Source organism: Streptococcus sp. 121 (genome assembly GCF_016458205.1).
Classification (GTDB): domain Bacteria; phylum Bacillota; class Bacilli; order Lactobacillales; family Streptococcaceae; genus Streptococcus.
Genome location: NZ_JAEMED010000050.1, coordinates 1 through 13,693, shown reverse-complemented (window position 1 = coordinate 13,693; position 13,693 = coordinate 1). Strand labels below are relative to the sequence as shown.

Below are 13,693 nucleotides of genomic sequence, written 5' to 3'. Positions count from 1 at the left end.
CATTGAAACAATAGCCCGTTTGACTTTCAAAAGCATAGAGAGGATGGTAGCCTGTAGCACGGTAATGGGCATTGTAATCCGAACCTTCTTGCTTCCCATAAGTTGTAAAATGAGTTGAATCGACATCAATGATAAGATTATCCAACTGATGAAATTGTAAAAAGAGTTGGATTAGTTCAAAATTAAGCTGTCTTAAAGCCTCAACAGTTTCTTCCGTTGCACATGAAAAGAAACGCGACAGGGTTGATTGAGAGGCAACTTGTTTCGACTCTAGCAGCTGATAGAAATAAGCATCATCTTTCAATTCTTGACAGGCATAGTCTGTATCATGACCCGCTAGAATTTGAAAAATGAGTTGGATAACAATCATTGTGTCTGAGTAAAGAGGGGAATGGCGTTGATCATTAGTGACTAAATATTTGGAAATTAACTCAGCCAGCTTCAAGACCTCAAACAATTCTTTAAAGAGAATCAGTCCGCCATAATTCGTAAGATTTCCTCCCTCAAAAGAAAAATTATTGTTTTTAGCATTATTATTTGTTAGACTGAACATGTGGATTTCCTTTCTTTTTATATTTTTTATGCACTTATATCATAAAGGGGAAATCCTTTTTTGTCTAGTCGAATGTTTCACCCAATGGGTGAAAAGCAGAACCTTCCAGAAACCCTGTGATCAATACGCCCGAGTTTATCACTTTGTACCGTAGGCAACACGACCCAATCACTTGAAAAGACTGGATTTTTTGGAACTCTTTTAGCTTTTTCAATTGTGTTGTATGCGTCTATTTGTTGAAATAAAATTGAATTCTAGCTTTAATCTGAGCAGAATAGACTGAACAATTATAGTAAAGAAAGCATGATTCGAGCCCTGAATAACGTCAAGGCAATCCTTTTACAAGATGATTAGTACAGATTTTAAGATAATTCGGATATACAGAAGTTAAATAAGCTGCTTGGAATTAAAGAGATTTAAGATTTTGTAAAAGATAACGACCTAAAAAATTACGAAAAGCATGCATACACTACACGAAAACAATTGAAAAAAACATCCGAATTCCTTGTCCCCCAAGGGTTTAGCTATCTTTTGTCATTTTTAAAGTGATAAACTCGGGCTTATATCATAAAGGGGAAATCCTTTTTTGTCTAGTCGAATGTTTCACCCAATGGGTGAAAAGCAGAACCTTCCAGAAACCCTGTGATCAATACGGTTTCTGGAAGGTTTTTAAGTTAGGTATGAATAATTTGGGTCAAAGGGTGTTCTGAGATCAGTTGAAGAAAATTACCATCGATAAATCCTCCAATCAAACTAGGAATAATCAAAGCTACTAAACTACTTAACACACTCAATATCAATCCTAAAATAAATCTAGATTTGTTCGTATATCTGAACACTAAGTAACTTATTGATTTATTCATAATTAGAATTCTACTTTCTGGAAAATACGACTAGCTAAAAAGCTCAAACCAAAACTATATACAACGGCTATAAAAATTGAAACTACGAACGGAAAAATTTTATCAGGATTATCGATTATGAATTGACGATAGCCATTTGGTAGAACAATAGCAAGGGAGCACCTGTCAACTAAATTCACACTACTAATAGTATCTTAGACGCTCCCCTGATTTCAATAGGTGAGATAGTATTACTTTACCGTCCCCGGTAAGGGATACCCCAGATGCTCATAAGCTTTAGCAGTAGCCTGTCGGCCACTACGGGTGCGGATGATAAATCCTTGTTGAATCAGGTAAGGTTCGTACATGTCTTCAACGGTTTCCCGTTCTTCTGCGATATTGACGGCAATGGTGGACAGGCCGACGGGGCCTCCGTTATAGAGTTCAATCATGGTACGGAGAATTTTCTGATCCACATAATCCAAGCCCTCTTGATCCACGTCTAACATGGTCAAGGCTTGGTCCGTCATATCCCGATCGATAATCCCTTCCCCTTTAATTTGGGCAAAGTCCCGAACACGCTTCAGCAAACGATTGGCAATTCGGGGAGTTCCCCGGCTGCGACGAGCCAGCTCAATAGCTGCTTCTGGTAAAATTTCGGTATCAAAAATAGCAGCCGTCCGTTCAACAATCTCTGTCAAATCAGGGAGGTCATAATACTCCATATGGGCATTGATTCCAAAGCGAGCCCGCAGAGGATTGGACAGCATACCTGCCCTTGTTGTTGCCCCAATGAGGGTAAAAGGAGGTAATTCCAAGTGAACCGAACGGCTGGTCTCCCCGCTCCCAATCATAATGTCCACATAAAAATCCTCCATAGCACTGTAGAGAATTTCCTCAACCGCCATGGGCATGCGATGAATCTCATCGATAAAAAGGACATCCCCTGGCTCGAGGTCATTCAGAAGAGCCACCAAGTCTCCTGCCTTCTCAATCACAGGTCCTGAAGTCTGTTTCAGATTCACCCCTAATTCATTGGCAATGACAAAAGCCATGGTCGTTTTTCCCAGACCGGGAGGACCAAACAGCAGGGTATGATCCAAGGACTCATCCCGTAATTTTGCCGCCTCAATAAAAATCTTTAACTGTTCCTTGACCTTGCCCTGGCCAATATATTCTTGAAAATTTTGCGGACGAAGACTGCCTTCAATCAGACTATCCTCTCCCATTTGTTCCATATCTACTAATCTAGTCATAGCCCTATTATATCAAAAAATCGAGCATTGCTTTTCATGGGAATAAGCCCTGAACCCTTGAATTTTCACCCAAATAACAAAATTAAATTAGGTAAATATTGTTACTTCAAATCTATAACTTAATAATATATTAAAAAATTCGTATTTTGTCAAGATATTTTTAAGTTTTTATGGTAAAATCTTAATAGAGGGAAGGAAAGTGAGGTGATATATAGCATGGCAATCCCAAAGTATCAACAAATCAAAGATGAACTCAAGCACAAAATTATCTCCGGTCAATTTGAAAATGGAGATAAATTTTATACCGAAGCCGAGTTGATTGATATGTATAATGTTAGTTCAATTACGGTTGTACGGGCCTTGAACGATCTAGCTAAAGACGGTTACATCGTACGCCAACAGGGGAAAGGTACCTTTGTATCCCGAGCTGGTGATCATAAACTCATCGAATATTCTGATGCTGATTTTCTTGAGGGTAAAGTCGATGAAGTGACGGTACTATCTATCACACGGGATAATAATCCTGAGTTCATCGCAAAACTTGGACTTGGCCCAATGCACTACTACTATAAGATCGAACGGATGCGTACAGCGGATGGTACCCCTTATGTTTTCCATGAATCTTATATCCCAGAGCAGTATATCAATGCCAATTATCCGGACTTGAGTTACTATAGCTCTATCTACGACCGGTTTAAGTTTGACTACCATATTCATCTCAATGATGAAAAGTTTGAGGAGACAACTGAAATTCTCTTTCCAACAGAGTCTGCAATTAGCAAACGCCTAGAGGTTGCTGAAGAATTTCCAACTGTCCTTCAAACCAAAACCACGCGCCTTGAATCAACTGGTCAAATTTTGGAATACCGTAAAACCTATAAACGTGGTGATTACTTCAAGTTCACCCTCCTGTCACGGAATCAATAAACTATGAGTAATGACCGAATTCAAAAAACACCGAAAAAAGGGCCCACTTCTCACCCAGGAGAAGACAGGCCCTTTTTGTTTATACTCGAAACAGTTCGAAATATGAAACGAATTTTATAGTCTTTTAGTTTGCTTTTAGTACAAGGCAGCGAGTCGCAGGCAGTACTAAAGTACGGCAAGACGAGCTAACACAGTAATAAAAGATAAACTAAAAGAGTATAATCCAGGAATTGGATTAAAATTAATACGTAATGAGGCAAGCATCGCTTGCAATCCATCCGATGAAGATAGTTCAACAGGTCTGGGAGACCTGTTGAATCTTATCAATAAGGCGTGCAAGGCACGCAATCAATAAGTTCACCGAAGAGGATTACCACATTCAGATTTTGAAATGTAATGAGTATTATAGTCCCAAACGAGTGAAAATAGCATCTACTCCGCTTGTATAATAGTCTGGATTAAAAATGTCTTCAATTTCCGCTGGGGTGAGATAGGAAGTGATTTCTGAATCTTCTAGTAGAAGAGATTTAAAATCAACCTGCTGATCCCAGGCTTGAGCCGTTTTGGGCTGAACCAAGTCATAGGCGTCTTCCCGCGTCATTCCCTTTTCAATCAAAGATAATAAAACACGCTGGCTGTAGATAAGGCCGAAGGTGGCATCCATGTTCCGGCGCATATTCTCAGGAAATACGGTCAAATTCTGGACAATACGGCCAAAGCGATTGAGCATGTAGTCCAAAAGAATGGTTGAATCTGGAGCGATAATACGCTCTGCTGAAGAATGAGAGATGTCTCGCTCGTGCCAAAGCACCACATCTTCCATGGCAGTCACCATATGACCGCGCAAGACACGCGCCAAGCCTGTCATATTCTCAGATCCAATAGGGTTGCGTTTGTGGGGCATGGCTGAGCTTCCCTTTTGCCCCTTGGCAAAGAACTCCTCCACCTCCCGTTGCTCGGACTTCTGTAGACCACGAATTTCGGTCGCCATCCGCTCAATCGAGGTCGCAATCAAGGCTAGGCAATTGAAGTAATCCGCATGTAAATCCCGCGGTAGTACCTGAGTGGAGATTTCTTGTGGACGAATCCCCAAGCGCTCACAGACGTACTCTTCCACAAAAGGAGGGATATTGGCGAAATTCCCAACGGCACCTGAAATCTTCCCAGCTTCAACCCCCTCAGCAACCAGGTTAAAGCGTTCCAAATTGCGCTTCATTTCACTGTACCAGGTTGCTAACTTCAAGCCAAAGGTCGTAGGCTCCGCATGAACCCCGTGGGTCCGGCCCATCATAATCGTGTATTTGTGTTCACGCGCCTTCTCTGCAATAATACCCAAGAAATTCTCTAAATCCTGACGCAAAATCGCATTGGCCTGCTTATAGAGATAACCATAAGCCGTATCGACCACATCCGTTGAGGTCAACCCAAAGTGAACCCACTTACTCTCCTCGCCCAGAGATTCTGAAACGGCTCGCGTAAAGGCCACCACATCATGATGGGTCTCCTGTTCAATTTCTAAAATCCGCTCAACCTCAAAGCTCGCCTTCTCCCGCAACAAGGCCACATCTTCCTTAGGAATTTCCCCCAACTCAGCCCAAGCCTCAGCGGCTAAAATCTCAACTTCCAACCAAGCTTGGTACTTATTTTCCTCCGACCAAATGGCCCCCATTTCTGGCCGCGTATACCGTTCTAACATGTCGTCCTCCTCCAAGTATTCTCCTACCAGTTTACCTTATTTACAACTTTTTCTCCAGTCATTCCGAATGAATAGAAAAAGACAGACAGGAGAAGCCCATGTATCCAAGCAATCCCATTCAAGAAGCCCTTCGCCCTAGCCAATCCGTCCAAGTTACCTTATTGGATTCCCAGCAGGTGAAGCTGATTTTTCCTATGGCAAAAAAAGAGGGACCTCTGACCCTTCAAATCTGGCCTAACCAAGATCCAAAGAACTGGCACTACTTCCCCCTTAAGCAAGAGGAAGAACACCCAGACTTAACCCTAAACCTCAAAGACTTTCCACCTGATTCCGGTCCCTACGCCTATCGGCTCCAAGGACCCCACGGACAAATCCTTCAAAGCGGAACCTTACTTATCCCCTCAACTCCAAACAGCAACAAGAACCCACAAGATTTAAAACCACGCACCCAATTTTCATCCGCCAAACTCGACCAAGGTCTCCTCCTCTTTCAACTCAAACCAGCCCCCCAGAGCCCCGCAATCCACAAGGCTAACCTGCGAATCACACAAGACCAGCAGACTCCAAAAATCCTTCCCTTAACCCCAGAAAGCCCAGACGGACTCTTCCAAACCCTTATCGATTTGAACCAAAACCTATCTGCGGCTCCTATCCAAGGTCAGATTGAAGTCACCTTTGCCAATGGTCAAAGCCAAACCTATCCCCTAGCAGACTATCACATCCCCCTCAACAAACTGGAAGCCCAAGTGCAACTCCAAGAGGAGGCCGACACCCTGCACCTCGAAATTTCCAGAGCTCAAGCCCTGAAACAAATCCAAGTCCTCCTCAATAATCAGACCTGCCCCCTAACCAAGATTAGCCCAGCCCTTTACCAAACCAGCATCCAACTTCCACCAACAAAAAAGGCAACCATTCAAATCAAAGCCCTCAAACAAGGACAACCCCAAACCATCTACCACAAAACCTTTCAACCAGCACAAACAGAAAGCAAACACACTGACCTAGCGACAACTATTGAGGAAAGTAGTGACCACGACTTCCAGCCCCTCTACCCAGCACCAACCTACCCCACCGGCCAATGCACCTGGGGCGTCAAACGCCTGGTCCCCTGGGTTGGCGACTGGTGGGGCAACGGCGGCCAATGGGCCACTTCAGCCCAAGCCCTTGGTTTCCGAACAGGACCAGAACCCCGCATCGGAGCCATCGCCTGCTGGGACGACGGTGGCTACGGACACGTAGCCCTCGTCACCCACGTAGCCTCCCCCCAAGCCATCCAAGTCAAAGAAGCCAACTACAACGGCCAAGGAGCCATCCGCAACTACCGCGGCTGGTTCGACCCCAGCCAAGGGCTGGGACATCTAACCTATATCTATCCACCTGGCAACTGATACTCATTAAATTTCAAAATCTGACGTTGTCAAGCCTCTTCGGTGAACTTATTGATTGCGTGCCTTGCACGCCTTATTGATAAGATTCAACAGGTCTCCCAGACCTGTTGAACTATCTTCATCGGATTGATGGCAAACGATGCTTGTTTCATTACCTATAAATTTTAATCCAATTCCTGGATTATAGTCTTTTAGTTTATCTTTTATTACTGTGTTAGCTCGTCTTGCCTTACTTCAGTACTGTCTACGACTCGCTCCCTTGTACTAAAAGTAAACTAAAAGACAATAACATTCGTTTCAGATTTCGAACTGTTTCGAGTATGAAAACTCCCAAGAAAAAAATTCCTTAAAGAAAACTCCAGGGTCTACAAATCCTGGAGTTTCTTTTCGTGCTCTATTACTGGAATCAGACAAAACCAATAATTAGCAATCTATAAACTAGAAATTATTTCAAATGCTTGTCTCATGTTGTCTACTTTCCAACTTGCTTTTGAATTAAAAATCGGCAATCTCTCATCATAATACCCAATTCTTGGAATCCCTGTACCTGTTGCTGCCTCTATGCCTGAATAGGAATCTTCAAGAGCAATGCAATTTTCAGGTACTACCGATAAATCTTTTAAAACAGAATAATAAATCTCTGGATTCGGTTTACTTTCTGAAAAATTCTCACCGCTTTCTATATAATCAAAATACTGATAGATATGACAAGCTTCTAGTACTTCAATAATGTGTTGTTTTCTTGATGAAGAGGCAACTGCCAATTTCATATTATTTGCTTTTGCAAATTTTAGAATAAACTCTATATCCCTTCGAAAAAGTTTTTGATAATCGATATTTCTATAACACTCTTCACTAAATTTAGTATATTCCTCTTCTATCTCACTGATAGAAAACTCATCACCTATGAAATTTTGGAGTAATTTATACAAAGTATTATAAGATTTTCCAACCAACTGTAATAATTCACTTTCATCACATGAAAAATTTGGATTCGATTTTAAAATAAAATCTTTTTGTATCTTAAAATCAAAATATTCTGTATCCACTATGACACCATCCATATCAAATATAATAGCTTCCAAAACCATATCACTCCTCCTTACAAAATATAGTCTTTTAGTTTGCTTTTAGTACAAGGCAGCGAGTCGCAGGCAGTACTAAAGTACGGCAAGACGAGCTAACACAGTAATAAAAGATAAACTAAAAGAGTATATCACCAAAACTTCTTCAACGAATAACCAATATATTAGCATTGAATAGTTTTCTTTAGTTCAACACGAATAACTGTCAACCTACCTTCATTATAATACCTATCAATACATATCCATAATAATAGATGTGGTCTTTTTTTATATTACAGAAGGTAATTTGAAAAGAAGTTAAGCAATGAACTACAGAAAGTACCAATTTATATATTGGATTATAGATATTCCACAATAGTTTAACCGTTTTTTACATTAAACCCGAATTATTCAAACCCTGTACAAGTTCAACCGAGTAGACTTTTTTGTCTGGTCTTTTTTAATACCAAACTGAAAAAAAGGTTTTCGGGATTTACCTCCCAAAAACCTTTTTCAATTCTATACTGATTCTTCTTCCCTTTGGAAGACTCCCCTAGTTTGTTCTACAATCTGGCTATCCAAGATGGTAGCAACTTGTTTGAGGGTGTAGTAGATGGATTTGGCATCGCTAGATCCGTGAGCCTTGACAACAGGAGCTTTGACACCAAAGAGCATAGCGCCTCCAGCTTCCGTATAGTCTAGGCTCTGCCGCATTTCCTTAAGGCTTGGTTTTAACAACCAGGCTCCCAACTTAGCTCGTAGGCCACCTGCTAAGATGGTAGACTTGAGTTGGCTAAGGATTCCTAAGGCTGTTCCTTCCATAGTTTTTAGGACTGCATTTCCAGTAAATCCGTCTGTCACCACAACATCAGCTACCTGATCCATCAGATCCCGCGCTTCAACGTTCCCTACAAAGTTGAGGTCCTCACGAGCCTCCAAGAGTTGATAGGCTTCCTTGCGGAGGGGATCCCCCTTACCAGCTTCGGATCCATTATTGAGCAGTCCCACTCGAGGGTTTTGGATTCCGCGAACCTGGCTGGCATAGAAGGAGCCCATGAGAGCATATTGCTCCAAATGCCCTGCTGTACTTTCCGCATTCGCCCCCAAGTCCATCATCACAAAGCCTTGGCCATTTTTGCTTGGCAAAATCGTCAACAAACCAGGCCGGTCAATTCCTTTAATCCGACCAATAATGAAGAAGGATGCAGCTAGCAAAGCACCGGTATTTCCAGCTGATAGAAGGGCATCTGCCTGCCCTTCTTTGACGGCTTTGGCCGCGAGGACCATGCTGGCATCCTTTTTACGCCGAATAGCCCGAGCTGGCTCATCATCCCCTTCAATTTTTTCCTTAGTGTGAATGATCTCAATCCGATTGCTATTCTCAATGAGAGGTTGAATCTGATCTTGATCCCCATACAATTGAAAGATCACATCGGATAGCTCATCACGGACCCGTAGAACTCCCTCAACAATAGCCTGAGGCGCAGCATCGCCTCCCATAGCATCAATGGCAATACGTTTCATTTTCTCTCCTTCAACAGACTCCCCCACTCATCCAGGGAATCTAGAAATTTTTTGGCCTTCAAGTGAATGCCGACATATTCTTGGTAAAAAGTATCAAGGGTCCGACGTAAGTCAGCCTTGGTTTCAGTGGATAAACGGATGCTCTCTAATTCCTCCAGGGAAACAGCCTGAAATCTCTCAAGAAGGAAGAGACTGTTGGGATTAAAGTGAGCACGATGGACATCCTGATCATAATGTTCGGGACACAGCACCCCGTCATAGACAAAACTATAGTCAAAGGGCAAACCAGTCCGATGACAGAGGCAACACTCCGACAAGAGTAAACGTGTCCCAAAACGATCTAAAATCTGCATCTCAAAGATCAAGGTCAATACCTCGTAATCCAGACCTTCCTCCATCAACTCCAAGGTCTTGGTCACAAATTGAAAAAGAGCTGGATCCGCTTGCCCATCCTGAATACTGGCATCCGCTAAAGCCAAAACATAGGACGCATAGGCCAGGGAATAAATATCTCCCTGAACCTTAGGATAGGACGTCTCCACACTGACTTCATCAATATAGCCCAGACCTTCCTCCCGAAGTTTCAGAATATAGTCCCCAAACACCAAAGGCTGAATCTGAGCCAAACGCTGGGACTTCTCCACATTACGGACAAAAAACATCCGCTTCCCAGCCTTCTCTGTAAAAATCTTCACCAGGCGGTCCTTTTCCCGATAGGGACGGTTGTAAAGAACCAAACCTTTGGATTGAACTGTCTCCATCAGCACCTACCTAAATAGTAAAAGGGGCTGAGCCAGCCCCTTTTCTTTTATAATCTTTTCGTTTATCTTTTATTACTGTGTTAGCTCGTCTTGCCGTACTCATTTGAAACTTTCTTCAAAAGTTTTATCAGCAAGCTCAAAATCTCCCCCGGAAATTTTGAGCTGTCTACGACTCGCTGCCTTGTACTAAAAGCAAACAAAAAGACTATATCATTCTGCTACCTACTTATTCTTACTCAAAGCAAATAAACTCGATAGAGGACGTTTTTCATGAATGCGAATAATAGCCTCTGCCAAAAGATCTGCGGTTGAGATTTGAACAATCTTGTCAATCAAACGCTCTTCTGGAAGATAGATCGTATCCAAAACGACCAATTTCTTAATGGCTGAATTCTGGATATTATCCATGGCTGGTCCTGATAAGACAGGGTGGGTACAGCTAGCATACACCTCAACTGCTCCCGCCTCTTGTAAGGCGTCTGCAGCGTGGGCAATGGTTCCCGCTGTATCAATCATGTCATCAATCAGAATACAGGTCTTACCTTCAACCTTCCCGATGATATTCATCACTTCGCTGGTGTTCATCTTGTCAACGGAACGACGTTTGTCAATAATGGCAATCGGTGTCCGTAGGAATTCTGCCAGTTTCCGTGCGCGCGTAACACCCCCATGGTCTGGACTCACCACAACATAGTTATCGCCAACCATGCCACGACGTTCAAAATAGTCCGCAATCAATGGAGCTCCCATCAGATGATCCACTGGAATATCAAAGAATCCTTGAATTTGAGCTGCGTGCAAATCAACGGTCAACAGACGGTTAACTCCTGCTACTTGCAGCATATCAGCCACAAGTTTAGATGTAATCGGCTCCCGAGCTCTGGCTTTCCGGTCTTGGCGAGCATACCCATAATAAGGCATGACCACATTAACCGACTCCGCACTTGCCCGTTTCAAAGCATCTACCAAAATCAAGATTTCCATCAAGTTATCATTAACCGGTGAGCTGGTAGATTGAAGAATGTAAACGTGTTTTCCACGAATGGATTCCTCAATATTCACTTGAATCTCTCCATCTGAGAACTGACGGACACTGGATTTACCCAATTCCATACCAATCGCAGCTGCCACACGCTTGGCTAGTTCCTGATTTGACGACAGAGCAAACAATTTTAAATCAGAAAAAGACATGATTTCCTCCGCATTTTTTATCCCTTCTTCCATTTTAAACCTTTTCAAATCTTTTTTCAAATGAAATCAAGATTTGGCTAGGAAAAAACGAAAAAGAGGGGTTGCCAACAAACTTAAAAGGAGATTAACAGCCAAACTAGGGGCAAGACTCAGAGCCACAAAATCCGTCCAATTCAAACTGGCCATCCCAAAAAGACTGGCAGCTCCAAAATAGAGACTTTCAAAAAGACTAATGAGGAGAACTGTTGCGAGTAGAATGGTCCAGGTATTTCGTAAAAACAAACGATTCAAACTCGTTACAAAGAGAACGCAGAGAGGTAACAGTACAAAAAGAATGCCAATGGAATGGAAGACATAACTATCCAAAAGAAAACCGGCGATCAAGCTTGCGCCTAATAAAGTAAAGGTTGAATAAAAAACCGAAGCAAAGAGCAAGAAAATCAGACTAGCATGAAACACAGGATACCAGTGACTAGGAATCAGATAGGACAAGAATAGGGAGGATTGCTGGTCTACAAACCAAAGCAAGAGAAAGAGACCAAGGATTTGAAAAAGATTCCAGACTGCTTTCATTATTGACCTACCACACTAACTGTTGAAAAATCTAAACTGCTTGCGGACATCTTAACGTAGACTTCACGCTCTAAGTTATTGCTATTCTGCTTACTGGACTCAACTTGCCCCAAAGGAATATCCTTCACCGGCATATTTCCCAAACCAGACGTCATCACACGAGACCCTTTTGGAATCTCATCCGAAGCGTTGAGCTGGCTCACCGTTACCAGCTGCTGTACCGGATCATAGGACTTAATAATTCCAAAAATATCTTTAGAACCTGTATTGATTTTAACAGGAATTGCTAAAGGTTCTTGTTCCGAAGTCAAGAGGGAGACAACACTAGTTTCGTCAGAAACTTCCAAAACCTGACCCACGAGTCCACCATGAGCAACGACATACATATTCTCGACAAGCCCATCTTGTGAACCTTTATCAATCACTAACCGATTAGACCAAGTAGCTGGTAGACGATCGATAACCCCTGCCTGGATGACTTTGCGGTCCTTAAACTGGGACTGCAAACCTAACTGTTGCCGCAATTCTTCATTCTCCTTCTTAAGAGAGTCAACCTGATTCACTTCCTCATCCATGGCATAGAGACGCTGCTTTAAGTCCTGATTTTCTTCATAAGCATAAAATAAATTAGAAAAATCTGTTTCCGCTTGCCGCAAAGCCTCAAAAGGCAGATGCAGTAAACGACTCAGAAAAGCAACACCTCGATTGGTTTGCTGAACAATGACTGAAGAATAAGAAAAAAACAGTAATCCCAAGACAAGAATCGAAGCTAAACCTGTGAGGAGAACTGTTTTTGACATGCGAAATTTTTTCATACATCCACCACTAAAAAAGGATAAAATAAGAAGGCTAGGATAAATCCCAACCTTACTTTCACGACGGAGAATGGGGGATTCGAACCCCCGCGCCGGTTACCCGACCTAACGATTTAGCAAACCGTCCTCTTCAGCCTCTTGAGTAATTCTCCTATGGGCACGAGTGGACTCGAACCACCGACCTCACGCTTATCAGGCGTGCGCTCTAACCACCTGAGCTACGCGCCCAAGTTAAAAACTTGGTATCTTGAACATAAAAGTTCAAAGCGGGTGACGAGAATCGAACTCGCGACAACAGCTTGGAAGGCTGTAGTTTTACCACTAAACTACACCCGCTTATAAAAGAAATGGCGCGAGACGGAATCGAACCGCCGACACATGGAGCTTCAATCCATTGCTCTACCAACTGAGCTACCGAGCCAAATTGCGGGAGCAGGATTTGAACCTACGACCTTCGGGTTATGAGCCCGACGAGCTACCTAGCTGCTCCATCCCGCGCTATTCTTAAAACAAGGAGGATGTGGGATTCGAACCCACGCACGCTTTTACACGCCTGACGGTTTTCAAGACCGTTCCCTTCAGCCGGACTTGGGTAATCCTCCAAATATGGACCTTGTAGGACTTGAACCTACGACCACTCGGTTATGAGCCGAGAGCTCTAACCAGCTGAGCTAAAGGTCCAAGCAAGATCGATACTAAAAAACATAGCGGCGAAGGGGATCGAACCCCCGACCTCCCGGGTATGAACCGGACGCTCTAGCCAGCTGAGCTACACCGCCATATCGGGAAGACAGGATTCGAACCTGCGACACCTTGGTCCCAAACCAAGTACTCTACCAAGCTGAGCTACTTCCCGTAACTATAAATTCGGTTGTATCTCAGCTGTAGAGTACTTGCTAAGTAGATTTGCTTCGCAAATCCTCATCCGCAACCTCAAAGCTAAGCTTTGAGCTCTACAAATCCGAGCTACTTCCCGTATTATTATTTACATGCACCCTAGAGGAGTCGAACCTCTAACCGCCTGATTCGTAGTCAGGTACTCTATCCAGTTGAGCTAAGGGTGCTCATTTGCCGAGGACCGGAATCGAACCGGTACGATCAGT

Annotated in this window: 11 protein-coding genes and 10 tRNA genes; 2 read left to right on the top strand and 19 right to left on the bottom strand. The window is 43.0% G+C overall.

Going from position 1 to position 13,693, the window contains the following annotated elements; translation table 11 throughout:
- Together JEQ21_RS08825 and ruvB are read right to left on the bottom strand one after the other, a co-directional pair.
- Positions 1 to 553 (bottom strand): transposase (locus tag JEQ21_RS08825; RefSeq protein ID WP_199365120.1); only part of this gene is annotated, 553 nt, incomplete at its 3' end.
- A gap of 1,093 nt (positions 554 to 1,646) precedes the next feature.
- Positions 1,647 to 2,651, bottom strand: coding sequence for a Holliday junction branch migration DNA helicase RuvB (gene ruvB / locus JEQ21_RS08820; RefSeq protein WP_199365119.1), 1,005 nt, complete (start codon positions 2,649 to 2,651; stop codon positions 1,647 to 1,649).
- Between the two features lie 216 nt (positions 2,652 to 2,867).
- On the opposite strand from ruvB, the gene JEQ21_RS08815 reads away from it, so the two are divergent.
- On the top strand, positions 2,868 to 3,578 hold the full coding sequence (locus JEQ21_RS08815; RefSeq protein WP_196092425.1) for a GntR family transcriptional regulator: 711 nt from the start codon (positions 2,868 to 2,870) through the stop codon (positions 3,576 to 3,578).
- A gap of 403 nt (positions 3,579 to 3,981) precedes the next feature.
- Here JEQ21_RS08815 and purB read toward each other — a convergent pair whose 3' ends face one another.
- Positions 3,982 to 5,274 (bottom strand): adenylosuccinate lyase, encoded by a 1,293-nt coding sequence (gene purB / locus JEQ21_RS08810; protein ID WP_199365111.1) that lies wholly within the window; start codon positions 5,272 to 5,274, stop codon positions 3,982 to 3,984.
- A 98-nt stretch (positions 5,275 to 5,372) separates the two neighbouring features.
- Here purB and JEQ21_RS08805 point away from each other — a divergent pair, with 98 nt between their 5' ends.
- Entirely contained in the window at positions 5,373 to 6,662 is a 1,290-nt protein-coding gene (locus JEQ21_RS08805) for a CHAP domain-containing protein (RefSeq protein WP_233340854.1), read from the top strand.
- Positions 6,663 to 7,093: 431 nt separating this feature from the next.
- On the opposite strand, the gene JEQ21_RS08800 is transcribed toward JEQ21_RS08805, so the two are convergent.
- The 16 genes from JEQ21_RS08800 to JEQ21_RS08725 all read right to left on the bottom strand — a co-directional run bounded on the left by JEQ21_RS08800 (position 7,094) and on the right by JEQ21_RS08725 (position 13,654).
- Positions 7,094 to 7,753, bottom strand: coding sequence for an HAD family hydrolase (locus JEQ21_RS08800; RefSeq protein ID WP_199365106.1), 660 nt, complete (start codon positions 7,751 to 7,753; stop codon positions 7,094 to 7,096).
- A gap of 492 nt (positions 7,754 to 8,245) precedes the next feature.
- Positions 8,246 to 9,250 (bottom strand): phosphate acyltransferase PlsX, encoded by a 1,005-nt coding sequence (gene plsX, locus JEQ21_RS08795; RefSeq protein WP_199365103.1) that lies wholly within the window; start codon positions 9,248 to 9,250, stop codon positions 8,246 to 8,248.
- Positions 9,247 to 10,011 carry a DNA repair protein RecO gene (gene recO / locus JEQ21_RS08790; protein ID WP_199365101.1) on the bottom strand — a complete coding sequence of 255 codons (765 nt, stop codon included), beginning with the start codon at positions 10,009 to 10,011 and terminating at the stop codon, positions 9,247 to 9,249. Before recO ends, plsX begins: the two co-directional genes overlap by 4 nt.
- 222 nt (positions 10,012 to 10,233) lie before the next feature.
- The gene (locus JEQ21_RS08785) at positions 10,234 to 11,202 is read right to left on the bottom strand and encodes a ribose-phosphate diphosphokinase (RefSeq protein WP_199365099.1); all 969 of its coding nucleotides are present in this window, start codon (positions 11,200 to 11,202) and stop codon (positions 10,234 to 10,236) included.
- A gap of 66 nt (positions 11,203 to 11,268) precedes the next feature.
- Positions 11,269 to 11,775 (bottom strand): rod shape-determining protein MreD, encoded by a 507-nt coding sequence (gene mreD, locus JEQ21_RS08780; protein WP_199365097.1) that lies wholly within the window; start codon positions 11,773 to 11,775, stop codon positions 11,269 to 11,271.
- Positions 11,775 to 12,590 carry a rod shape-determining protein MreC gene (gene mreC, locus JEQ21_RS08775; RefSeq protein WP_199365095.1) on the bottom strand — a complete coding sequence of 272 codons (816 nt, stop codon included), beginning with the start codon at positions 12,588 to 12,590 and terminating at the stop codon, positions 11,775 to 11,777. Before mreC ends, mreD begins: the two co-directional genes overlap by 1 nt.
- Before the next feature lie 64 nt (positions 12,591 to 12,654).
- Positions 12,655 to 12,742, bottom strand: a tRNA-Ser gene (locus JEQ21_RS08770).
- A gap of 2 nt (positions 12,743 to 12,744) precedes the next feature.
- Positions 12,745 to 12,818: transfer RNA gene (locus tag JEQ21_RS08765), tRNA-Ile, on the bottom strand.
- 37 nt (positions 12,819 to 12,855) lie between these two features.
- Positions 12,856 to 12,926, bottom strand: a tRNA-Gly gene (locus JEQ21_RS08760).
- A gap of 12 nt (positions 12,927 to 12,938) precedes the next feature.
- A tRNA-Phe gene (locus JEQ21_RS08755) sits at positions 12,939 to 13,011 on the bottom strand.
- A 3-nt stretch (positions 13,012 to 13,014) separates the two neighbouring features.
- A tRNA-Met gene (locus tag JEQ21_RS08750) sits at positions 13,015 to 13,088 on the bottom strand.
- Positions 13,089 to 13,102: 14 nt separating this feature from the next.
- Positions 13,103 to 13,192: transfer RNA gene (locus JEQ21_RS08745), tRNA-Ser, on the bottom strand.
- A gap of 5 nt (positions 13,193 to 13,197) precedes the next feature.
- Positions 13,198 to 13,271, bottom strand: a tRNA-Ile gene (locus tag JEQ21_RS08740).
- A 24-nt stretch (positions 13,272 to 13,295) separates the two neighbouring features.
- A tRNA-Met gene (locus tag JEQ21_RS08735) sits at positions 13,296 to 13,369 on the bottom strand.
- 3 nt (positions 13,370 to 13,372) lie between these two features.
- Positions 13,373 to 13,446, bottom strand: a tRNA-Pro gene (locus JEQ21_RS08730).
- Between the two features lie 134 nt (positions 13,447 to 13,580).
- A tRNA-Arg gene (locus tag JEQ21_RS08725) sits at positions 13,581 to 13,654 on the bottom strand.
- Positions 13,655 to 13,693 lie beyond the last annotated feature (39 nt).

Bases quoted from the DNA above. Each gene is read 5' to 3' on its own strand.
- JEQ21_RS08805 (WP_233340854.1), top strand. From the start codon at position 5,373: ATGTATCCAAGCAATCCCATTCAAGAAGCCCTTCGCCCTAGCCAATCC.
- mreD (WP_199365097.1), bottom strand. From the start codon at position 11,775: ATGAAAGCAGTCTGGAATCTTTTTCAAATCCTTGGTCTCTTTCTCTTG.
- plsX (WP_199365103.1), bottom strand. From the start codon at position 9,250: ATGAAACGTATTGCCATTGATGCTATGGGAGGCGATGCTGCGCCTCAG.
- JEQ21_RS08785 (WP_199365099.1), bottom strand. From the start codon at position 11,202: ATGTCTTTTTCTGATTTAAAATTGTTTGCTCTGTCGTCAAATCAGGAA.
- mreC (WP_199365095.1), bottom strand. From the start codon at position 12,590: ATGAAAAAATTTCGCATGTCAAAAACAGTTCTCCTCACAGGTTTAGCT.
- ruvB (WP_199365119.1), bottom strand. From the start codon at position 2,651: ATGACTAGATTAGTAGATATGGAACAAATGGGAGAGGATAGTCTGATT.
- recO (WP_199365101.1), bottom strand. From the start codon at position 10,011: ATGGAGACAGTTCAATCCAAAGGTTTGGTTCTTTACAACCGTCCCTAT.
- JEQ21_RS08800 (WP_199365106.1), bottom strand. From the start codon at position 7,753: ATGGTTTTGGAAGCTATTATATTTGATATGGATGGTGTCATAGTGGAT.
- JEQ21_RS08815 (WP_196092425.1), top strand. From the start codon at position 2,868: ATGGCAATCCCAAAGTATCAACAAATCAAAGATGAACTCAAGCACAAA.
- purB (WP_199365111.1), bottom strand. From the start codon at position 5,274: ATGTTAGAACGGTATACGCGGCCAGAAATGGGGGCCATTTGGTCGGAG.